The sequence below is a fragment of the Streptomyces sp. CC0208 genome (assembly GCF_003443735.1).
Classification (GTDB): Bacteria; Actinomycetota; Actinomycetes; order Streptomycetales; family Streptomycetaceae; genus Streptomyces; species Streptomyces sviceus.
This window is the reverse complement of sequence record NZ_CP031969.1, coordinates 7,216,223-7,236,103: the sequence shown is the minus strand read 5'-3', so window position 1 is coordinate 7,236,103 and position 19,881 is coordinate 7,216,223. Positions and strand designations below refer to the sequence as shown.

The window sequence follows — 19,881 nt, the reverse complement described above, 5'->3', positions numbered from 1 at the left end:
GTGGGCGTCCCGGGAGGCAAAGGTATACCTGTGGGCCATTGCAAGGCTGGGAGGGCCGAGTGACGACCGTACGACCGCTGATCGGCATCAGCACGTATCTGGAGGCCGGGGCGCGCTGGCGCGTCTGGGAGCTGGAGGCGGCGCTGCTGCCGGTCGGCTATCCGCGTCTGGTGCAGCGGGCGGGCGGTCTGGCCGCGATGCTCCCGCCGGACGCCCCGGAGCACGCGGCGGCGACGGTGGCCCGCCTGGACGGCCTGGTGATCGCGGGCGGCCCGGACGTGGAGCCGGTCCACTACGGCGCCACGCCCGACCCCCGCACCGGTCCGCCCGCCCGCGCCCGTGACGTCTGGGAACTGGCCCTGATCAAGGCGGCGTTGACGGCAGGCCTCCCCCTGCTCGGCATCTGCCGGGGCATGCAGCTCCTGAACGTGGCCCTGGGCGGCACCCTCAACCAGCACGTCGACGGCCACGCGGAGACCGTGGGCGTCTTCGGCCACCACCCGGTCAAACCCGTACCGGGCACGCTGTACGGCGACCTCGCCCCGGAGGAGACCTCCGTACCGGCCTACCACCACCAGGCGGTGGACCGCCTCGGGGAGGGCCTGCTGGCCTCGGCCCACGCGGCGGACGGCACCGTGGAGGCAATCGAACTCCCCGGCCCGCACTGGGTGTTGGGGGTGCAGTGGCATCCGGAGATGGGCGAGGACCTGCGGGTGACACAGGCCCTCGTCAACGCCGCAGCCGGCGCCTGAGCCAGGCCAGGGCCGCGTCGCCCTGAGCCCGTTGGAAGGCCCGGACGGTCGGGATGCCCGGCGGTGGGGGCAGCAGGCAGTGGTACAGGAAGTAGCCGGTCAGGGCGGCGAGGGCGGTGGTGACGGCGTCGGGGTCGGCGCTCGCGCCCAGCGGATGTGCCGTGAACAGGTCCTCCGGATCCGGGCCGCCCTGGGCGCGGACGCACGGCAGCATCACCAGCAGGTCGAACCAGACGGCGGCGCGCAAAGCGTGCGGCCAGTCGACGAAGACGGTACGGCCGTCGTCGGTCAGCAGGATGTTGTCGGCCCGCAGGTCGCCGTGGGCGAGGGTGTCACCGGTGACGGCCTCGGGCCAGGGGGCGGCGAGTTCCGCGAGAAGGAGCAGGTGGCCGGCGACCCAGGGGTCGAGGCGTGCCGTGAGGTCCTCGTGCTCACCGTGCAGGAGCCGCTGCCAGCCGCTGAAGGTGCGGTCGAGGGCCGTGGCGGCGGGTGGGGCGTCCAGGGGCGAGGGGGTGAGGGTGCGGCCCAGGTCCGCCACGGCGTCCAGGACGCGCTTCAGTTCGGCCGTGTGCCACGGGACGTGGGGCTGGCGGCCCTGGACGTCCTCGTAGACGAGCGCCACCCAGGTGCCGTCGTCGTGGGTGCCGAGGAGGCGGGGTGCCGGGACGGCGGCCGGCAGCGCGGCGGCGTTGCGGGCCTCGGTGCGGTGCAGTGCCGGGCTGTCGGGGTTGGTGTCCCCGCTGACGGCCTTGACGAAGACGCGGCGCCCGTCGGTGGTGCGCACGCGGGTGGCGGCGCCCGGGGAGAATCCGCCGGGTTGGGTGACGGCGTGGGCGACCGGCTCGCCGAGCACGTCCGCGACGGCGTTGCGTACGGCCTCGGGGAGGTCCTCCCAGGGGGTGCGGACGCCGGTGGCGGGTGGGGCGGTCGCGGTCATGCGGTTCATGGTGCGGGTCCGCCGCGTCGCCGCGCCAAGGGTTTTTCGCGCGCCGACGCGCCCAGGGTTTCGGCACCAGCGCGCCTGCGCGCCGAGGGTCCTCGCACCCTACGACCGGGTCAGCGACAGCAGGTCCCTCGCCGGGCCCACCGGCCGGTGGCCCGTGGGCCACACCGCCCGCAGGTCCCGGGCCAGTGACACGCCGGCCACCGGGACCCGCACCAGTCGGCGCAGCGCGAGTTCCTCGCCGACGGCCAGTTCGCTCAGGACCGCCGGGCCCGCCCCGCTCACCGCCGCCGCCTTGACGGCCGTGGTGGACGAGAGCTCGATCAGGGGGCGGGCCAGGCCGCCCAGAGCCGCGTCCAGGACCTGGCGGGTGCCCGAGCCCTTCTCCCGGAGGATCAGCGGCGTCGCGGCCAGTTCGGCGGCTTCCAGGGGGCGGCTGCGGCGGGCCCAGACATGTCCCGGGGCCGTCACCACGATCAGGTGATCGTGGGCTATCACCACCGAGTCCAGGCCGGACGGGACCGTCAGGCCCTCGACGAAGCCCAGGTCGGCCTCGTCCGACAGCAGTCGCTCCGCGACCGTCGCCGAGTTCCCCGCGTGCAGCGACACCGCCGTGTCCGGGCGGCCCGCGCGCAGGGCGAGGAGCCACCCCGGCAGCAGGTACTCCGCGATCGTCATGCTCGCCACCACCCGCAGTCGGGAGTCCCGGCGGTCCCGCAGCGCCTGCGCCCCGGCGTCGAAGGCCTCCGCCGCCTCCACGATCCGCCGCGCCCAGTCCGTGACCAGCGCACCGGCGTCCGTGAGCCGGGAGCCGCGGGGCGAGCGGTCGACCAGGGCCACCCCCAACTGCCGTTCCATGGAGCGGATCCGGCTGCTCGCCGCAGGCTGGGTGATGCCCACCTCCCGCGCCGCCCCGCCCAGGCTCCCCAGCCGCGCCACGGCCAGCAGCAGCTCCAGCGCGCCCAGATCCGGCACCCGGTGGGACAGTCCCCCGCCCACCGTCGGCTCCCGCTCCTCCACACCGCTCATAAAGACAGCTTATGCCCTCATAGAGTCATACTCCCTGGTAGCGGCCCTCCCCGCACGGCACCGTGGAGACATGGTCACCGCCGTCCGTCACCTCGGACCCCACTGGTACGCCTCCGTCATGGGCACCGCGATCGTCGCCACCGCGGGCGTCGCGCTCCCCGTGCACCTCCCCGGCCTGCGCACGATCTGCGCCGGCGTCTGGCTGCTGTCCCTGGCCCTGCTGCTCGTTCTCCTCTGCGCCCGCGCCCTGCACTGGCACCACCACGCCGACCAGGCCCGCGCCCACCTCCTGGACCCCGGCGCGGCCCCCTTCTACGGCTGCCTCGCCATGGCCTTGCTGGCCGTGGGCGGCGGCGCCCTCACCGTCGGCCGGTACTGGATCGGGACGACGGCCGCGGTCGCTCTGGACACCGTGCTGTTCACCGCCGGTACGGCCGTGGGGCTCGCGGCCGCCGTCGCCGTGCCGTACCTCATGGCCGTACGGCAGCACGCCGAGCCGCGGCAGGCCACGCCCGTGTGGCTGCTGCCCCTCGTCGCGCCCATGGTGTCCGCCGCTCTCGGCCCGCTCCTCGTGCCGTATCTCCCCGCGGGCCAGCCGCGCGAGACCCTCCTGCTGGCCTGCTTCGCGATGTTCGGGCTCAGCCTTCTCGCGACGCTGGTGATGCTGCCGCTGGTCTTCGCCCGGATCGTCACCGGCGGGCCGCTCCCCCTCGCCCTCACCCCGGCTCTCTTCCTGGTCCTCGGCCCGCTCGGCCAGTCCACCACCGCCGTCGGCAAGTTCGCGGACGTGGCCCCCGGTGTCGTACCGGCCCCCTACAGCCAGGGCTTCGGCGTCCTCGCGGTCCTGTACGGCGTGCCCGTGATGGGGTTCGCGCTGCTGTGGCTGGGGCTCGCCACCGCGCACGTGGTCCGGGCCCGTCGGCACGGGATGCGGTTCTCGATGACCTGGTGGGCGTTCACCTTCCCGGTCGGCACCTGTGTCACGGGCGCCGAGTCGCTGGCCCGGCACACCGGGCTCGTCGTCTACGACTGGCTCGCCACCGGGCTGTACGTCGCTCTTGTCGCCGCCTGGGCCACGGCCGCCGTGCACACCGCGCGCGGGGTCGTCAGCGGAGCGCTGCTCGCAGGGCCTCGTCCAGTGCCCGTGGTGCTTCGGCCAGCGACGGCCCGTACCACGTCAGGTGCCGTCCGCTGACGAGTGCGCAGGGCAGCCCGGGGAAGGCCTCCGGGCCGTCGTCCGGGGTGAAGCGGTACGGCTCGTCCGGGAGGACGACCACGTCCGGGGCGGCCGCCCGCAGCTCCTCCAGCGGGATGCGCGGATAGCGGTCGGCGTGGCCGGCGTGCACATGGTCAACCCCCAGGCGGGACAGCACGTCGCCGGCGAAGGTGTCCCGGCCCAGCACCATCCACGGCCGGCGCCAGATGGGCACGACCGCCGTCACCCGGTGCTCCCGCGCGGGAAGGGCCGACCAGGCCTCCTCGGCCTCGTCCAGCCAGCGCGGCCGTACGACGCCGCACGCCTCGACGACCCGGGCCAGCTCCCCGAAGGCCTGCGACACGTCCCGGACCTCGGTGAGCAGGACCTCCAGGCCGGCCGCGCGCAGGGCGTCCAGATCCGGCTCGCGGTTCTCCTCCTCGTTGGCGATCACCAGGTCGGGGGCGAGGGCGACGATCCGGTCGACCTTCGGGTTCTTGGTGCCGCCGATCCTGGGGACGTCGAGGTCCGCCGGGTGCGTGCACCAGTCGGTGGCGCCGACCAGGGCGCCGGGTGCGGAGCGGGCGATCGCCTCGGTGAGCGAGGGGACCAGGGAGACGACCCTCACTGCCGGGGCCGGTCCTGGAGCGCCTCGATGTGTTCGGCCACGGCCACGACGATCACGCGGGTGTCGGCCACGGTCGCCCGCCAGCGGTGCCGCACCCCGCCGGTCAGGTACAGGGTGTCGCCACGGCCCAGCCGGTAGGCGCGCCCCTCGGCCTCGACGTCCACCGCGCCGTCGGCCACGTACATCAACTGGTCGTTGCGGTACTGGAATTCACGGCCCGCGTCATGGTCGCCGGTGAACTCCTGGGCGTGCATCTGGTGGTGACCGCGCACCAGGGAGCGCATCCGGGGTTCACAGCCCGGCTCCGGGCCCTCGGCGTGCACGACGTCGACGCTGCACGCCGGGTCGGCGGCCGCGAGGAGTTCCACTGCCGTGGTGCGCAGGGCGTCGGCCACCTTCTCCAGGGAGCTGCGGCTGGGGCGGGCGCGTTCGTTCTCGATCTGGCTCAGGAAGGGGACCGAGAGGCCGCTGCGCTCGGCGACGACGGCGAGGGTGAGCTCCAGCGCGCGGCGCCTGCGGCGCACGGCGGCGCCGACCCGAAGGGGCTGTTCTTTGTGGTCGCCCATGGCTCCGGCTCCCTCCTTGGCTCGTCGGTCCTGTGACCCGTCCCCTGATGAGTTGTCTGCACCCTACGCATGTTCGGCAAACCGTTTCACGCGGCCGTCACATCGATGCCATACGGCGTGCGACCGTACCTCACCTTTCGCGCCAGCCGAACGGCCCCCTGGAGGCTGCCAGGGGGCCGGGTTTCGGTCACCCGTCCGTCGTGCGCCGCCCAAGTCCCCTTGTCGGCATCGGAGTTCGGGCGATGGCATAGCTCTATGTGGTTGGCCGGATCCTTACCGTGCACACGGAGCGGTTATGACGGCGTCATCCGCCCGACCATCTCCGGGTGCTCCTTCAGCCAGGCGGTGACCGCCTGCTCCTCGTGACCCTGGCCGTACTTGTTGATCTCGCTCTCCAGGGTACCGAGCTCGTCCTCGCTCATATGGAATCCCTTGATCCACTTGGTGAGCCGGGGGTACTGCCCGGGGAACTTCTCATTGGCGATGGTGCGGATCGTGTTGCCCTCGCCGAAGAGCTTCCTGTCGTCCTTCAGCTTGGTCAGGTCGTACTGGCTGTACGCCCAGTGCGGGGACCACAGGACCACGGCCACCGGCTGCTTCCTGGCGTAGGCGCGTTTGAGCTCGGCCAGCATCGCGGGCGTGGAGCCGTCGACGACCTCGTACTCCTTGTCGAGGCCGTAGCCCGGCAGGACCTTGTTCTTGAGGAGGTTCATCTCGCCGGTGCCGGGCTCGATGCCGATGATCTTCCCGTCGAAGAGGGACGCCTTGCCCTTGAGGTCCTCGTACGTCTTCACCCCCTTGACGTACGACGGCACGGCGACCTCCAGCGACGTCGGCCGGTACCAGGTGCCGAGGTCGGCGAGGCTGTCCTTGCTCTTGTCCCAGTAGTTCTTCTGGGCGTACGGCAGCCAGGCGTCGAAGTTGAGGTCCAGGTCGCCGGAGGCGAGGCCGGTGTAGACCGGGCCGACGTCCATCTGCTTGAGGTTGAGCTTGTAACCGCGCCTCTCCAGGACGTTCTTCCACAGATACGTGACGGCGATGTCCTCGTCCCAGGGGAACCAGGCCACGTTGACCGGCCGCTTCGCCTCGGCCGGAGTGCCGCTGTCCTTGACGGGGGCCAGCTTGTCGACCAGGCCCGGGTGCTGCTTGAGCCAGGTGCGCACGGCGTCCTGCTGTTCGCCCTTGCCGGCCTTGTTGATCTCGGCCTCCAGGCTGGTGAGCTGCTTCTCGTCCAGCTTGAAGTTCTTCAGCCACCCTCCGACGACCGGGTTGTCGTCGGCGAAGCCCTTGCGGGCCACCGTGTGGATGCCGTCACCCGAGCCCCAGGCGCCCTTGGGGTCCTTGAGCTTCTTCAGGTCGTAGTCGTTGTACGCCCAGTGCGGCGACCAGAGCGTGACCGCGATCGGGGCCTTCTTGGCGTACGCCCGCTTGAGCTCGGCCAGCATGGCGGGCGTGGAGCTGTCGACGACCTCGTACTCCTTGTCGAGGCCGTACGCCCCCAGGACCTTGCTCTTGAGCAGGGCCATCTCACCGGCGCTGGACTCGATGCCGGTGATCTTCCCGCCGAACCGCGCGGCCTTGCCCTTGAGGTCGGCCAGGGAGTTGATGTCCTTCATGTACGACGGGACGCTCAGCTCCAGAGACGTCTTGTCGTACCAGGCGCCGAGGTCGTCGAGCTTGCCGCCGTACTTCTTCCAGTACTGCTCGTGGGTCGTCGGCAGCCAGGCGCCGGTCATGAAGTCGGCGTTGCCGGAGGCGAGGGAGGTGTAGAGCGGCCCGGCGTCGAACTGCTTGGCGTCCACCTGGTAGCCGCGTTCCTCCAGGATCTCCTTCCACAGGAACGTGGAGGCGACTCCGTCGTCCCAGGGGACGTAGCCGATGCTGATCTTCTTGCCCTGGCCGACGTCCTTGCCGCCGGAGACGGCCGTGGCCTCGCCCGAGGTGCCGCCGAAGATCCCCATGCCGCCCGCGACGAGGGCGAGGACGACGACGCCGATGACGGCGATCTGGGGGCTGGGACGGTAGGACCAGATCTTCAGCCCGCGTTGGGACGCGCGGGCCTTGGCGGCGGCGCGGCGGCCCAGCGGGGAGACCTGGGTGCCGAGCGCGCTGGTCATGCGGTCCAGGTAGATCGCGAGGATCACGATGGCGACACCGGCCTCGGAACCGAGGCCCACGTTGAGCTGGCCGATGGCCTCGTTGACGTCACCGCCGAGGCCGCCGGTGCCGACCATGCCGGCGATCGCGGCCATGGACAGGCCCAGCATGATGACCTGGTTGACGCCGGCCATCACGGTGGGCAGCGCCAGGGGGAGCTGAACGCGCAGGAGGGTGTCGCGAGGGGTGGTGCCGAACGCCTCGGCGGCCTCGACGAGCTCCTTGTCCACCTGGCGGATGCCGAGCTCGGTCATGCGGACACCGGGGGCCAGCGCGAAGATCAGGGTGGCGACGATGCCCGCGGAGGCGCCGGTGCCGAAGAACAGGATCGCCGGGATGAGGTAGATCATCGCGGGCAGCGTCTGCATGAAGTCCAGGACGGGGCGGACGATGCCGCTGACCCGGCTCGAGCGGGCCGCCCAGATGCCCACGGGGACGGCTATCACCAGCGCGATGATCGTGGCGACGAGGACCAGGGAGAGGGTCGTCATCGCGTCCTCCCACAGTTCGAGGGAGTCGATGAAGGCGAATCCCGCGAACGTGAGGAGACCGGCGAGGGTGCCGCGCAGCCAGAAGGCGATCACGGCGAGGATGCCCGCGAGGAGCAGGGGCTGGGGCGCCTGGAGGACGGCGTCGATGCCGTCGTAGGTGCCGGTGAAGACGGTCTTCAGGAAGTCGAAGAGCCAGGACACGTGGTCGAGCAGCCAGTCGACGGTGTCGTTGACCCAGTCGCCGAGCGGGATCCTAGGCATGAGCGGCCTCCTGGGGGGATTCCGCGTCGCCCATGAAGGCGATCAGGCGCTCCTGCCGGACCACGCCGACGAGCTTGCGCTCGTCGTCGAGCACCTTGACCGGGCGGCCGGAACGGGCGCTCATCGCGCAGAGTTCGGTGAACGGCGTGTCGGGCGTCGCTGTCCGGCAGTCGTCCGCGACCTCGTCGCCGCGCACGTCCGTGTCCATGACGGCGGACGCGGTCAGGACCCGGGAGCGGTCGACGTCCTTGGTGAAGGAGGCGACATAGTCGTCGGCGGGCCGCACGAGGATGTCCTCCGCGCTGCCGATCTGGACGATCCGGCCGTCGCGCATCACGGCGATCCGGTCGCCGAGCCGCATGGCCTCGTTGAGGTCGTGGGTGATGAAGACAATGGTCTTCTTCAGGGTCTTCTGGAGCTGGAGGAGCTGGTCCTGCATGTCCCGTCGGATCAGCGGGTCGAGCGCGCTGAAGGACTCGTCCATGAGGAGCAGGTCGGCGTCGGTGGCGAGGGCCCGCGCCAGGCCCACGCGCTGCTGCATACCGCCGGACAGCTCGTCGGGCCAGGACTTCTCCCAGCCCCCCAGGCCGCACAGCTCCAGGGCCTTCGTCGCCCGCTCGATGCGCTCGGCCTTGGGGACGCCCTGGACGGCGAGACCGTAGGCGGCGTTCTCCAGGACGCTGCGGTGCGGGAAGAGCGCGAAGTGCTGGAAGACCATGCTGATCTTCTGGGCGCGTACGGCCCGCAGCTCGCGGTCGGTGAGCGCGGTGAGGTCCTGGCCGTCGAAGCGGACATGGCCCGCGGTCGGCTCCAGGAGGCCGTTGAGCATGCGCAGCAGCGTGGACTTGCCGGAACCCGACAGGCCCATGACGACGAAGATCTGGCCCGGGTCCACCGTGAAGGACGCGTCGATCACCGCCGCGGTGGTGCCCTCGGCGCGCAGTCCCTCCCGGTCCGCGCCCTCGCGAAGTCTCTCGACCGCGTCGTCCGGCCGTCTTCCGAAGACCTTGTACAGCTGCTCTGCCTCAAGCCTTGATGACACGCGTGCCTCTCGTCTCTTCGACCACTGGGGGGGAGACGAAGGGCCGCGAACAGTTGAAAGTGCAACCTGCCTCGCTCCGAGGCGGCGCCTGCCCATAAGCCTTTCGGCCAAACACGCGGGTGTCCTGGTTCACAGGACGCGCACACCGCCGAACGGGTCGAGCGACGGCGGCCGCTGTCGGTGCCGTACGGCATGATGCGAGACGTGACCGGACGACTGATGCTCCTCGACACCGCCTCGCTCTACTTCCGTGCCTACTTCGGTGTGCCGGAGTCGGTGAAGGCACCCGACGGCACGCCGGTGAACGCCGTGCGCGGCCTCCTCGAATTCATCGACCGCCTGGTCAAGGACCACCACCCCGACCTGCTGGTGGCCTGCATGGACGCCGACTGGCGCCCCCAGTGGCGGGTCGACCTCATCCCCTCCTACAAGGCGCACCGCGTCGCCGAGGAGCACGAGAGCGGCCCGGACGAGGAGGAGGTGCCGGACACCCTGTCGCCGCAGGTGCCGGTCATCGAGGCCGTCCTGGACGCGCTCGGCATCGCGCGCGTGGGGGTGGCCGGATACGAGGCGGACGACGTGATCGGCACCTTCACCGCGCAGGCGACGGGCCCGGTCGACATCGTCACGGGCGACCGCGACCTGTACCAGCTGGTCGACGACGAGCGCCAGGTGCGGGTGCTGTATCCCCTCAAGGGCGTCGGCACGCTCCAGCTGACCGACGAGGCGTGGCTGCGCGAGAAGTATGGGGTCGACGGCCGTGGGTACGTGGATCTGGCGCTGCTGCGCGGCGACCCGAGCGACGGGCTGCCGGGCGTGCCGGGCATCGGCGAGAAGACGGCGGCCAAGCTGCTCGACCAGTTCGGCGACCTGGCCGGGATCATGGCCGCGGTCGACGACCCGAAGGCGAAGCTCACACCGTCGCAGCGCAAGCGGCTGGACGAGTCGCGGCCGTACGTGGCCGTGGCGCCGAAGGTCGTGAAGGTGGCTGGGGATGTCCCGCTGCCGCGGGTGGACACCGCGGTTCCGCGCACCCCGCGCGATCCCGCGGCACTGGAGAAGCTGGCGGAGCGGTGGGGGCTCGGCGGATCGCTGCAGCGACTGGTGGCGACGCTCGGCGCGTAAAAATTGCCCTCGCTTTCCACGAGTGGCATGCCGTCGCCAGCGAGGCTGATGCTAACTTAGGTAAGCCTAAGCGTAGGGAACTGGGAGGCCGCCATGGCAGAAGGACCGGGACGCAAGCCGCGGAAGCCCCATTCCGCACAGGTACTGCGCACCGAACGCCTCACCCCGCACATGCAGCGCGTGGTGCTCGGCGGCGACGGACTCGCCGAGTTCGCGGCGGACACCTGCACCGACCACTACGTCAAGATCCTGTTCCCGGCCGAGGGCGCGACCTACCCCGAGCCCTTCGACATGCAGCGGATCCGCGAGGAGTTCCCCCGCGAGCAGTGGCCCGTGACCCGCACGTACACCGTCCGCCACTGGGACGCCGAACACCGCGAGCTCACCCTGGACTTCGTGATCCACGGCGACGAGGGCCTGGCCGGCCCCTGGGCGGTACGGGTCCAGCCAGGCGAGACCGTGCGCTTCACGGGCCCGGGCGGCGCCTACGCCCCGAACCAGGACGCCGACTGGCATCTGCTCGTCGGCGACGAGAGCGCGCTGCCCGCGATCGCCCGCTCCCTGGAGTCATTGCCCGACGGCACCCGGGCGCACGCCTTCATCGAGGTCTCCGGGCCCGAGGAGGAGCAGAAGATCGACTCCGACGTGGAGGTCGTCTGGCTGCACCGCGGCTCCCGCCCCGTCGGCGAGGCCCTGGTGGAGGCCGTCCGCGCGCTGGAGTTCCCGGAGGGCCGGCTGTGCGCGTTCGTGCACGGCGAGGCGCACTTCGTGAAGCAGCTGCGCCACCTGCTGCGGGTCGAGCGCGCGATCCCGCGCGAGGACCTGTCGATCTCCGGCTACTGGCGCCTGGGTCACAACGAGGACGGCTGGCAGGCCTCCAAGCGGGACTGGAACGCGCGCATCGAGGCGGAGCAGGAGGGGGCGGCGCCCGCCGCTTAGGCCTACGTCCCTGAAAGGGGCGGCACCTTCAAGGGTGCCGCCCCTTTCGTCGTGTCCGGGAGCGGTCACACCGACCGTTGGTACGACCGGAACGTGCGGATCGACAGCCACACCGCCACGACCGCCAGCCCGAGCAGCGCTCCCCCGCGGCTGGCCACGACGCCCCAGTCGGGATCGGCGGACAGGGCCGAACGGCCCGCCACCATCGCCCAGTTCAGCGGGTTGAAGTCGGCGACGTGCCGCATCCAGGAGGGCATCTGCGAGGGCGCCATGAAGGCGCTGGACAGGAAGGTGAGCGGGAGCAGCAGGAAGGTGTTGATCCCGATGATCGACTCCCGCTCCCGCACCAGCATGCCGAGCGCGTTGGACAGCGCCCCGAAAACGGTGCCCAGCAGGACCGAGGCGAGCACCAGGACGGCGATCCCCACGATGCCGCCCGGGTAGTCGGCGCCCCCGAGGAGCCCGAGCAGGACGATGACCACCGACTGGAAGGCGGTGACCAGGCCGTTGTTGACGACGTTGCCGTTCATCAGCGCGGCCCGGCTGACCGGGGTGGTCAGGAAGCGGTCCAGGGTCCCGCGCTGGATCTCCTCCAACGTGCCCATGCCGGCCCACATGTTGGAGCCGAGCGCGCTCATCACGACCACGCCCGGGACGAGGTAGTCGAGATACGAGGTGGTCCCGAAGCCGCCGAGCTCGACGACCTTCCTGAAGAGGCTGCCGAACAGGAACAGCCAGATCACCGGCTGGATCAGGGTGATGATCGCGTACGCGGGCTGCCGTACGAACACCATGAGTTGACGCTGCGTCATGTACCAGGTCTGGGAGACGGCCGTGCTCATCGGGCACCCACCAGGTCTTCGGCGTCGGAGTAACGGCGGCCCGCGTAGCGCAGGTAGACGTCGTCGAGGGACGGGCGGGCGACGGTCGCGGTGGCGACCTTGACCCCGGCCCGCTCCAGAGCGGCGAGGAGGGCGGGTACGGCGGCGGCCCCGTCGTCGGCGCGGACGCTGACGCGGTCTCCGTCGGCCAGCACCTCGTGCACGCCCGGCACGTCGCGCAGGGCGCCGGTCAGCAGGGTGCGCCCCGCGTCGCCGAGCGGCTCGCGCAGCTCCACATGCACGGCGTCGCCGCGGAGTTCGCCCTTGAGCGCGTCCGGGGTGCCCTCGACGACGATCCGGCCGCGGTCGACGACAGCGACGCGCTCGGCGAGCCGGTCGGCCTCTTCGAGGTAGTGCGTGGTGAGCAGGATCGTCAGCCCCTCCTCCGCCGCGAGCCGCCCGATCTCGTCCCACATCGCGCTGCGGGCCTCGGGGTCGAGGCCGGTGGTGGGCTCGTCGAGGAAGAGCACCTCGGGGCGGTGCACCAGGCCGAGGGCGACGTCGAGCCGGCGTCGCATGCCGCCGGAGTAGCCCTTGACCGGACGCCGGGCCGCCTCGGTGAGCGCGAAGCGGTCGAGGAGCTCGTCCACCCGCTGGTCGAGGGCGGCGCCCTTCAGGCCGTAGAGCCTGCCCTGGAGTCGGAGGTTCTCGCGGCCGGTGGCGACCGGGTCGGCGCCGGAGCCCTGGGCGACCACCCCGATGGCCCGCCGGACCCGGTCCGGGTGGCGCAGCACGTCATGGCCGGCGACGGTGGCCGAGCCGGAGTCGGGGCGGGCCAGGGTGGTGAGGATCTTGACGGTGGTGGACTTGCCGGCGCCGTTCGGGCCGAGCAGGCCGAAGACGCTGCCCCGCTCGACGACGAGGTCGATGCCGTTGAGGGCGGTGACCTGACCGCCGTAGGTCTTGATCAGTTGACGCGCCTCGATCGCGGGCGCACGGGTGTTCATGGCAGGTGCTCTCCTGGGTCTCCTGGCCGAGCGGATGACAACTGATCCGCGTGAGGAGCACCGGGCTATCCTGGGTGTGCCGCACCTCGATCGCCTGGATGTGCCTCAGGGCGGATTCAGTTCGGGGTTCGAGGCCCCGGCGGGCTGCTGCAACAGCCGTGCCGGGGCCAGTTCTTGTTCAGGTCATGGTTCTCGTACGGGTTCTGTTTCTTGTACGGGTCCTGTTTCTTGTACGGGTCCTGTTTCTTGTACGGGTCCTGTTTCTCGTTCAGGGCCTGGCTCTCGTTCAGGGCCTGGCTCGTGGAACGCCTTCCACTCCTCGATGCCGGGGAGCGCGCCCTTGGTGAGCTCGTCGAGGAAGCCGCGGACCCACTCCGCCTCCGCCTCGACCATGTGGAGCTGGTACTCGTTCTCCACGAGGAAGAGCCGGGGCAGCGTCTCGTACAGCTTCTCCAGCGCGCCTCGGCCGCTCGCGATCTGCACCTCCAGTGCGTCGAGCCGCTCCTTCAGCAGCGGCACCACCTCGTCGGGGTGCAGCACACCGAGCAGGGAGAGCGCGGTCTCGAAGATCGGGTACTCCTTGACCGGGAAGGCGACCAGGTCCGACATCCACTCGGTGGTCTCCTGGCGGCCGGCCGCGGTGATGCCGTAGACGGTCCGCTCCGGCCGGTTGCCCTGCCGCTCCACGTCCGTGACCTCGACGAATCCATGTTTCTCGAGGTTCTGCACGACCGTGTAGAGCGAGCCGTAGTTGATCTTCGTGCTGGAGTCCTTGCCCTGACGGCGCAGGGTCTGGGCGATCTCGTAGGGATGCATCGGCTTCTGCCAGAGCGTCGTCAGCACGGCGAGCGCCAGGGGGTTGCGGAGCTTCCGACGCCGCATGTCCGATTCACCTCGCCTCCGAATATCCGGTGCCGAACATATCGCGATCCACGACGATCCGTCAATGGACACGATGTATCGTGTTTGACGCCCGGCCGCAAGGGCGTGAGAACTTGGGCCCAGCCACGACACGGCCCCGTCATGCACCGGAAACAGCACCTCCCTAATTTCTGTCGCCCGACAGGAATTCGCCGCCTAAGGCAGGTGCCGCCGTGACGACGACCAGCCCCTCCGACGTCCGCCCCGATCCCCCGCACTCCTCCACCCCCTCCCCCGACGACCGGTCCCTCGCCGAGTTCGGCTATCCCCAGGAACTGCACCGCAGCCTGGGCCGGTACGCGTCCTTCGCGGCCGGGTTCTCCTTCATCTCGGTCCTGACGACCGTCTTCCAGTTCTTCGCCTTCGGGTACGCGTTCGGCGGCCCCGTCTTCTTCTGGGCCTGGCCGGCGGTCCTGGTCGGCCAGCTGCTGGTGGCCGCCTGCTTCGCGGAACTGGCGGCCCGCTACCCCCTTTCGGGCGCGATCTACCAGTGGTCGTCCCGCCTCTCCAACGCGACCTTCGGCTGGTTCGCCGGCTGGATCATGGTGATCGGGCAGATCGTCGTGGTCGCCGCGGCGGCACTGGCCCTGCAGATGGTGCTCCCGGCGATCTGGTCGGGCTTCCAGCTGGTCGGCACCGACCCGGCGCCGACCTCGGCGGACGGGGCCGCCAACGCGGCCGTCCTCGGCGTGATCCTGCTGGTCCTGACGACCGTCGTGAACGTCCTCGACAACCGTGTCCTGTCCCTGGTCAACCGGGTCGGCGTCACCGCCGAGATCATCGGCGCGGTGCTGATCATCGTGCTTCTGCTGACCCACTCCGAGCGCACACCGAGCATCACCTTCCACACCACGGGCGCCGCGCAGAGCGGCCTGTTCGGGGCACTGCTGGTGGGCTCGTTCACGGCGGCGTACGTGATGATCGGCTTCGACAGCGCGGGCGAGATGAGCGAGGAGACCCGCAACCCCCGGCGCGTCGCGCCCCGTACGATCCTGACGGCGCTCGGCTCGGCCGGCGCGCTCGGCGGCCTGATCGTCCTGGGCGGCCTGCTCGCCGCCCCCAGCCTCACCGACGGGCATTTGTCGGTCGACGGCCTCAGCTACGTCCTCACCAGCAGCCTCGGCGACGGTGTCGGCAAGGCCCTGCTGGCCGACGTGGTCATCGCGATCACGGTGGCCACCCTCGCCATCCAGACAGCAGCCTGCCGCATGCTCTTCTCCATGGCCCGCGACGGCCAGCTGCCCTTCGCGGGCCGCCTCGCGCGCGTGAACCCCCGTACCGGCATGCCCACCGCCCCCGCTCTGGTCGTCGGCATCCTGGCCGCCGCCCTGCTCCTGCTCAACTTCGCCTCACCGGAGGCGTTCCTGGCGATCGGCACGACCTGCATCGTGATGCTGTACCTGGCGTACGCGATGGTCACGGGCCCGTTGCTGATCCGCCGCATCCGGGGCGAGTTCACCTCGTCAGGCACCGACGAGGAAGGCGGCCGACTGTTCTCCCTGGGCCGCTGGGGCATCCCGGTCAACGCCCTGGCCCTCCTCTACGGCCTCCTGATGACCGTCAACCTGGCCTGGCCCCGGGCCGAGGTGTACGACCCGGCGGGTGGGCACTGGTACTTCCAGTGGTTCACGGTGCTGTTCCTGGCCGCGACCCTGGCAGTGGGCGTGGCGTGGCGTGCGCTGCGCCGGCCTACGTCGGCGGGATAGCGGACGGAGCGCGGCGGCCGCCTCACGTCGGGCGGCCGCGTCTCCACGGGCGGCCGCACCTCCACGGGCGGCCGCCGTCCACCCGTGGCAACTCGACAGTCCGTCAGTCACCCCGCACCCGCGCGTGCAGATGCATGTCGTGCCAACCGTCGGGATGCAGCACCGCACTCCGCTTGGTCCCTTCCAGAACGAAGCCCGTCTTGGTCGCGACCCGGCACGACGCCTCGTTGCGGACGGCGTGCATGAGCTCGAGACGGTGGAACCCGACGGCGTCGAGAGCCCAGCGGGACAGGACGACCGTGGCACGCGCCGCGACCCCCCTCCCCCGAGCCCCCGTGGTCGTCCAGTACGCCATCTCGGCCTGCCCGTCGTCGAGACGGATCTCGCGCAGGGCCACCCGGCCGAGCAGCAGATCGGTGTCCACGTCCACCACGGCCCACTGAGCGGTCCTCTCCTCGCCCCATGCCTTTCGCCACTCCTCGATCCAGCCGCCGACCTCGTCCACGGAGTCGGCGGCACGGGCGTGCCACTGGTGCATCACCGGATCCTGGAACGCGGCGTGCACCGCCGGCGCGTCCTCGGGCCGCCAGGGACGCAGGAGCAGGCCGTCGCCGGTGGGGAGGGTGGGCTGAGGGGTGCGGGAGAGGGTGCCGGGTGTGAGCACCGGTCCGGTGAGGTACGGCATGACCCGCATCCTGCCAACCGGACGATGCCCGTCCCAACGGGTTTTCCTCTTGACGAGAGGAAGGCAGGAACCCCGTGTTCCACCCCCGGAGGGACCGGTGTCCGCGTCCCGGCCGCCCTGGACGGATGTGCCGTCCCCGCGACGAACTTGCTTCCCAACAGCCGCAAACGGGGGTGGTACCCGCGGCGCATCAACGGCCTGGAATGCGCGGCCGTGCATCCGGCGGCCAGGCGATCCGCTCCGTGCGCCGGGGCTGCGCCCCCTAGCCCGCGGCCGAAAATCGTCGCATGGTGCGAAGTGGTGGGCTGTCAGGGTGAAGTGCAGGCATGAGCGGCCTCACACCCGGGCCGGTGAGGGTGGTGGCCGGATGGCTGCGATGGTCGGCGGGGGGTCTCGGGAAGGTGTTCCGCGCGAGACTCCGATGTGCTCCGCACGGTCGGCACGTTCGTGTACCAGTGCGAATCCACCCGGGTCGAGTGCTCCCCTCTTAGCGACCGGGCTGCCCGGAATGTCGCCGAGCACATCCGACCGGCCTCCGTCCGAAGCGCCCCTCGCAGGCGTCCTCCGAGGCGCCTGACACCAGCGTCAACTAGCCCCGCACAGTTGACGAAACGCATGGTGGCGCTGGAAGGTAGGGATGATCCACGACCTCGCCTCCGACAACGCTGTCCTGGCGGTGGTGGCCACTGATTCTCCGTACCGTCCGGCTGCCGCCGCGAAGACCACGGCCGCAGGGCGCGCAGTTGACGAGGCCGGCTCAGTGCACGAGTTCAGCCACGCTGCCGGCGCAGCGTACGGAACACAACGCGTAGTTCATGGACTTCGTCGACTCCGCCACCGGAGGCATCATGAATGGCTCTGCTCCAGGCGAGTCGCCCGGGCCGTTCCACTGATCGGGCACGCACTCGCCGCCAGGCGCGCGTCACTCTGGCCGTGACCCCCGCCCTCTAGCGTCCCGAGTACCAGTACCCCCGGAACGCCTGTCAATTCCGTGTTCTACCCAAGCCGAAGGACCTGAGAAGGACTGGCCATTCCAGGTCTTGAATACGCGACGGGAGATCAGCACGATGAGTATTACCTCGTCCTCGGTATCTTACGCGTGGACGTACAGCACGGGGCCATTTTCCAGCCTTTCGTCACACCAGGCGATTCCCAAACACAGGCGCATCAGGGGACGCGGGCTCCGAGCAGAGGGAGCGCCAGGTGAGTGACCTGATGGGTCTGACGGGCGCCCTGAGTCCCGGAACTCCTGGTCAGGTGATACCGAGCCTGGAACCCGCACAGTGGCGGAATTCGGTTGACTCTCTCCTTTCCGACCCTCATGCCATGGCATTGTCCGGAATACTTTGCCATGCGATCGACGCGGAGACCGCCAACGGCAGTCGCTCCGTGCTGAGGTCGCCCAGCTCGCATCTCGATGCGGTCCGGTCCCCCGGCCTGCGGGCCGTGCGTACCCTGCTGCGCCGTGATCAGCGGCAGGTGAACTGGCAAACCCTGCTCGGCAGGGACACGGGCGGGCTGTTGGCCGCAGCCTGCGACCGGCTGATGCGCAGCTCGGACGGTCCGCCACTGATCGACTTACGGGGGGATCTCTCCGTCGACCGAGCCCAGCAGTGGTGCCAACGAGCCGTGGGCCACACGGCTCCCTACTCCTTCGCCATGGAGATGTCGGGTCTTTTCACCGCACTGTGCACCGCACCCGAGTCGAGCGCCGCGCTCGAAGCCAGGGCCACGTTCCTGTGGGGCATTCTGGCGGGAATCAGCGAGTACTACGCGGGAACCGTCCCACAGGTGCAAGAGATCGGCAGGCTCGCACGGGATGCGGTGACCGCTTCCCGGCAATGCGTACGGCTGCACGGGCGCGAAGGCGAACTGGTGGTTGCCGCACAAGTGGAGTGCGGGGCCGTTCAACTCGTCGACAACTTGACCGGAATCCTGCAGCTGCCCGATCTCTTCACGCCCGAGGAGTACATCCGGATCCGGGGCGCGGACATCGGAGTGCACATCTACACCGTCCAGGACGACCGCTCGGAACGTTTCCGGGAGATCGTCGATGAAACCACGATGGTGGCCGTGCTCGCTCATGACCTGATCGACCAGGGGCGTGACACCGAGAACGGCAACCGCAACAATCTGGCGCTGCGGCTGGCCGACAGCGATCAGCTGTGGGACATCCTGGAAGTCTGTCTGAGCCACACCTGCGCCGCAGGGGGAGCGCAGTGGCAACGTGTCGTCGCAGGTTTCGTGGTGGGCACGTGCCTGTACGCACGAGGTGGCCGGGAACGGGTGGATGACGGCACCGAGACGCTCGTGCGCAAGAAGCTTCGCCCGAGTGTGGAGTGGACGTACGCGCCCCGGCTGGCCGAGTACTTCTCCCGGGGCCGATGCACCTGCACCGACCAGGCCGGCCCGGTCGACATCGGGCCGGCACTCGACAGGCTCTACGCCGACAGTTCGACGATCGTGCGTGGCTGGCTGCGTGATCGCTGGGACGCGTACTTCGACGTGACAGATCTCCAACGGCTGGCCCTCGCGTGCGCATCGGCCGTACGGACCAGGAGCACGCTGTTCTCCGGCCGAAACGGAGCAGAAGCCATCCCATGAGCCCTGAGGGTCGGTCCGCGGCACGACCCTCTCCCTCCATGCCCGGTCGTAGGCTTGATCGTGATGAGACGCCGCACTCCGCCCCCGCCCCCTCCCCTGCCGCAGCGCGACGGGGTCGATCCGGTGCGGGTGCGGTTGCCGCCCGGTGACGCCTGGGCGACCGTGCGGGATCATCTCGTGGCGCGGCTCGCGGCCGACGCCGAGGTGATCGACGGGATGCTGGAGACGGGCCAGATCGTGGACGCCGCCGGACATCCGGTGCCGCGCGACATGGCGTACGCGCCGGGGATGTCCGTGTGGTTCCACCGGGAACTGCCCGACGAGGAGCGGGTCCCGTTCCCGATCGACGTCATCTACCGCGACGAACACCTGGTGGTGGCCGACAAGCCCCACTTCCTCGCCACCACCCCGCGCGGCAGCCATGTCGCCGAGACGGCCCTGGCACGGCTACGCCGGCAACTGGACATCCCTGCGCTGGGCGCCGCGCACCGCCTGGACAGGCTGACGGCCGGCCTGGTGATGTTCACCGTGCGGCCCGAGGAACGCGGCGCCTACCAGTCGCTGTTCCGGGACAGACGGGTGGCCAAGGAGTACGAGGCCGTCGCCCGGTACGACCCGACGCTGCCTCTCCCCCACACCGTGCGCAGCCGCATCGTCAAGGAGCGTGGAGTCCTGGCCGCTCAGGAGGTCGACGGTGAGCCCAATGCCGTCAGCCGGGTCGAGTTGCTGGAGCACCGGGGCGAGCGCGCCCGGTACCGGCTCACACCGGGCACCGGGCAGACGCACCAGCTCAGGGTGCACATGAGCGCCCTCGGAGTGCCGATCCTCGGCGACCCCCTCTATCCGGTGGTCACCGCCCCCGTGGCGCCCGGCGACTTCCGACGTCCGCTCCAACTGCTGGCGCGAGTCCTGGAGTTCACCGATCCGGTTACGGGACACGAGCATCGGTTCGTCAGCCCGCGCGTGCTGCGGGCCTGGTCGTCCTACGAGGAGTGGGCGGCCGGGTGAC

At 70.5% G+C, this 19,881-nt stretch carries 17 protein-coding genes; 7 read left to right on the top strand and 10 right to left on the bottom strand.

Going from position 1 to position 19,881, the window contains the following annotated elements; genetic code table 11:
• Positions 1-59: 59 nt before the first annotated feature.
• On the top strand, positions 60-752 hold the full coding sequence (locus D1369_RS33215; protein ID WP_037899378.1) for a gamma-glutamyl-gamma-aminobutyrate hydrolase family protein: 693 nt from the start codon (positions 60-62) through the stop codon (positions 750-752).
• Here D1369_RS33215 and D1369_RS33210 read toward each other — a convergent pair.
• Both D1369_RS33210 and D1369_RS33205 read right to left on the bottom strand, forming a co-directional pair.
• Positions 730-1,689, bottom strand: a complete 960-nt coding sequence (locus D1369_RS33210) for a phosphotransferase (protein WP_007380820.1) — start codon at positions 1,687-1,689, stop codon at positions 730-732. The two genes, D1369_RS33215 and D1369_RS33210, sit on opposite strands and share 23 nt — an antisense overlap.
• Before the next feature lie 108 nt (positions 1,690-1,797).
• Positions 1,798-2,724, bottom strand: a complete 927-nt coding sequence (locus tag D1369_RS33205; protein ID WP_007380821.1) for a LysR family transcriptional regulator — start codon at positions 2,722-2,724, stop codon at positions 1,798-1,800.
• A 70-nt stretch (positions 2,725-2,794) separates the two neighbouring features.
• Between D1369_RS33205 and D1369_RS33200 the strand changes: the two genes are divergently transcribed.
• Positions 2,795-3,919, top strand: coding sequence for a TDT family transporter (locus D1369_RS33200; RefSeq protein WP_037899380.1), 1,125 nt, complete (start codon positions 2,795-2,797; stop codon positions 3,917-3,919).
• Here D1369_RS33200 and D1369_RS33195 read toward each other — a convergent pair.
• From D1369_RS33195 to D1369_RS33180, 4 genes are all read right to left on the bottom strand, one after another.
• Entirely contained in the window at positions 3,831-4,547 is a 717-nt protein-coding gene (locus D1369_RS33195; protein ID WP_007380823.1) for a helical backbone metal receptor, read from the bottom strand. The two genes, D1369_RS33200 and D1369_RS33195, sit on opposite strands and share 89 nt — an antisense overlap.
• Positions 4,544-5,113, bottom strand: coding sequence for an XRE family transcriptional regulator (locus D1369_RS33190; RefSeq protein ID WP_007380824.1), 570 nt, complete (start codon positions 5,111-5,113; stop codon positions 4,544-4,546). Before D1369_RS33190 ends, D1369_RS33195 begins: the two co-directional genes overlap by 4 nt.
• 293 nt (positions 5,114-5,406) lie before the next feature.
• Positions 5,407-8,022: an ABC transporter permease/substrate binding protein gene (locus tag D1369_RS33185; RefSeq protein WP_007380825.1), complete on the bottom strand. Its 2,616-nt coding sequence runs from the start codon at positions 8,020-8,022 to the stop codon at positions 5,407-5,409.
• Positions 8,015-9,064 carry a betaine/proline/choline family ABC transporter ATP-binding protein gene (locus tag D1369_RS33180; protein WP_007380826.1) on the bottom strand — a complete coding sequence of 350 codons (1,050 nt, stop codon included), beginning with the start codon at positions 9,062-9,064 and terminating at the stop codon, positions 8,015-8,017. Before D1369_RS33180 ends, D1369_RS33185 begins: the two co-directional genes overlap by 8 nt.
• A gap of 180 nt (positions 9,065-9,244) precedes the next feature.
• Here D1369_RS33180 and D1369_RS33175 point away from each other — a divergent pair, with 180 nt between their 5' ends.
• Both D1369_RS33175 and D1369_RS33170 read left to right on the top strand, forming a co-directional pair.
• Complete coding sequence (locus D1369_RS33175) at positions 9,245-10,189, top strand: 5'-3' exonuclease (RefSeq protein ID WP_082319371.1); 945 nt, start codon at positions 9,245-9,247, stop codon at positions 10,187-10,189.
• A gap of 93 nt (positions 10,190-10,282) precedes the next feature.
• Positions 10,283-11,128, top strand: coding sequence for a siderophore-interacting protein (locus tag D1369_RS33170; RefSeq protein ID WP_007380828.1), 846 nt, complete (start codon positions 10,283-10,285; stop codon positions 11,126-11,128).
• Positions 11,129-11,193: 65 nt separating this feature from the next.
• Here D1369_RS33170 and D1369_RS33165 read toward each other — a convergent pair whose 3' ends face one another.
• The 3 genes from D1369_RS33165 to D1369_RS33155 all read right to left on the bottom strand — a co-directional run bounded on the left by D1369_RS33165 (position 11,194) and on the right by D1369_RS33155 (position 13,838).
• A complete protein-coding gene (locus D1369_RS33165) occupies positions 11,194-11,970 on the bottom strand; it encodes an ABC transporter permease (protein WP_007380829.1) in 777 nt (258 codons plus the stop codon).
• A complete protein-coding gene (locus D1369_RS33160; protein ID WP_118082774.1) occupies positions 11,967-12,956 on the bottom strand; it encodes an ATP-binding cassette domain-containing protein in 990 nt (329 codons plus the stop codon). The genes D1369_RS33165 and D1369_RS33160 overlap by 4 nt, the downstream gene beginning before the upstream one ends.
• A gap of 183 nt (positions 12,957-13,139) precedes the next feature.
• Positions 13,140-13,838 carry a PadR family transcriptional regulator gene (locus D1369_RS33155; protein ID WP_007380831.1) on the bottom strand — a complete coding sequence of 233 codons (699 nt, stop codon included), beginning with the start codon at positions 13,836-13,838 and terminating at the stop codon, positions 13,140-13,142.
• A 212-nt stretch (positions 13,839-14,050) separates the two neighbouring features.
• Here D1369_RS33155 and D1369_RS33150 point away from each other — a divergent pair, with 212 nt between their 5' ends.
• Positions 14,051-15,583 carry an amino acid permease gene (locus tag D1369_RS33150; protein WP_007380832.1) on the top strand — a complete coding sequence of 511 codons (1,533 nt, stop codon included), beginning with the start codon at positions 14,051-14,053 and terminating at the stop codon, positions 15,581-15,583.
• A 103-nt stretch (positions 15,584-15,686) separates the two neighbouring features.
• On the opposite strand, the gene D1369_RS33145 is transcribed toward D1369_RS33150, so the two are convergent.
• Entirely contained in the window at positions 15,687-16,268 is a 582-nt protein-coding gene (locus tag D1369_RS33145) for a GNAT family N-acetyltransferase (protein ID WP_037903146.1), read from the bottom strand.
• A 1,326-nt stretch (positions 16,269-17,594) separates the two neighbouring features.
• Here D1369_RS33145 and D1369_RS33140 point away from each other — a divergent pair.
• Entirely contained in the window at positions 17,595-18,872 is a 1,278-nt protein-coding gene (locus D1369_RS33140; protein WP_237557610.1) for a hypothetical protein, read from the top strand.
• Between the two features lie 63 nt (positions 18,873-18,935).
• Positions 18,936-19,880, top strand: a complete 945-nt coding sequence (locus D1369_RS33135) for an RluA family pseudouridine synthase (RefSeq protein WP_082319549.1) — start codon at positions 18,936-18,938, stop codon at positions 19,878-19,880.
• Position 19,881 lies beyond the last annotated feature (1 nt).

Bases quoted from the DNA above. Each gene is read 5' to 3' on its own strand.
- D1369_RS33210 (WP_007380820.1), bottom strand. From the start codon at position 1,689: ATGACCGCGACCGCCCCACCCGCCACCGGCGTCCGCACCCCCTGGGAG.
- D1369_RS33205 (WP_007380821.1), bottom strand. From the start codon at position 2,724: ATGAGCGGTGTGGAGGAGCGGGAGCCGACGGTGGGCGGGGGACTGTCC.
- D1369_RS33200 (WP_037899380.1), top strand. From the start codon at position 2,795: ATGGTCACCGCCGTCCGTCACCTCGGACCCCACTGGTACGCCTCCGTC.
- D1369_RS33190 (WP_007380824.1), bottom strand. From the start codon at position 5,113: ATGGGCGACCACAAAGAACAGCCCCTTCGGGTCGGCGCCGCCGTGCGC.
- D1369_RS33185 (WP_007380825.1), bottom strand. From the start codon at position 8,022: ATGCCTAGGATCCCGCTCGGCGACTGGGTCAACGACACCGTCGACTGG.
- D1369_RS33170 (WP_007380828.1), top strand. From the start codon at position 10,283: ATGGCAGAAGGACCGGGACGCAAGCCGCGGAAGCCCCATTCCGCACAG.
- D1369_RS33165 (WP_007380829.1), bottom strand. From the start codon at position 11,970: ATGAGCACGGCCGTCTCCCAGACCTGGTACATGACGCAGCGTCAACTC.
- D1369_RS33160 (WP_118082774.1), bottom strand. From the start codon at position 12,956: ATGAACACCCGTGCGCCCGCGATCGAGGCGCGTCAACTGATCAAGACC.
- D1369_RS33155 (WP_007380831.1), bottom strand. From the start codon at position 13,838: ATGCGGCGTCGGAAGCTCCGCAACCCCCTGGCGCTCGCCGTGCTGACG.
- D1369_RS33145 (WP_037903146.1), bottom strand. From the start codon at position 16,268: ATGCCGTACCTCACCGGACCGGTGCTCACACCCGGCACCCTCTCCCGC.
- D1369_RS33140 (WP_237557610.1), top strand. From the start codon at position 17,595: ATGGCATTGTCCGGAATACTTTGCCATGCGATCGACGCGGAGACCGCC.
- D1369_RS33135 (WP_082319549.1), top strand. From the start codon at position 18,936: ATGAGACGCCGCACTCCGCCCCCGCCCCCTCCCCTGCCGCAGCGCGAC.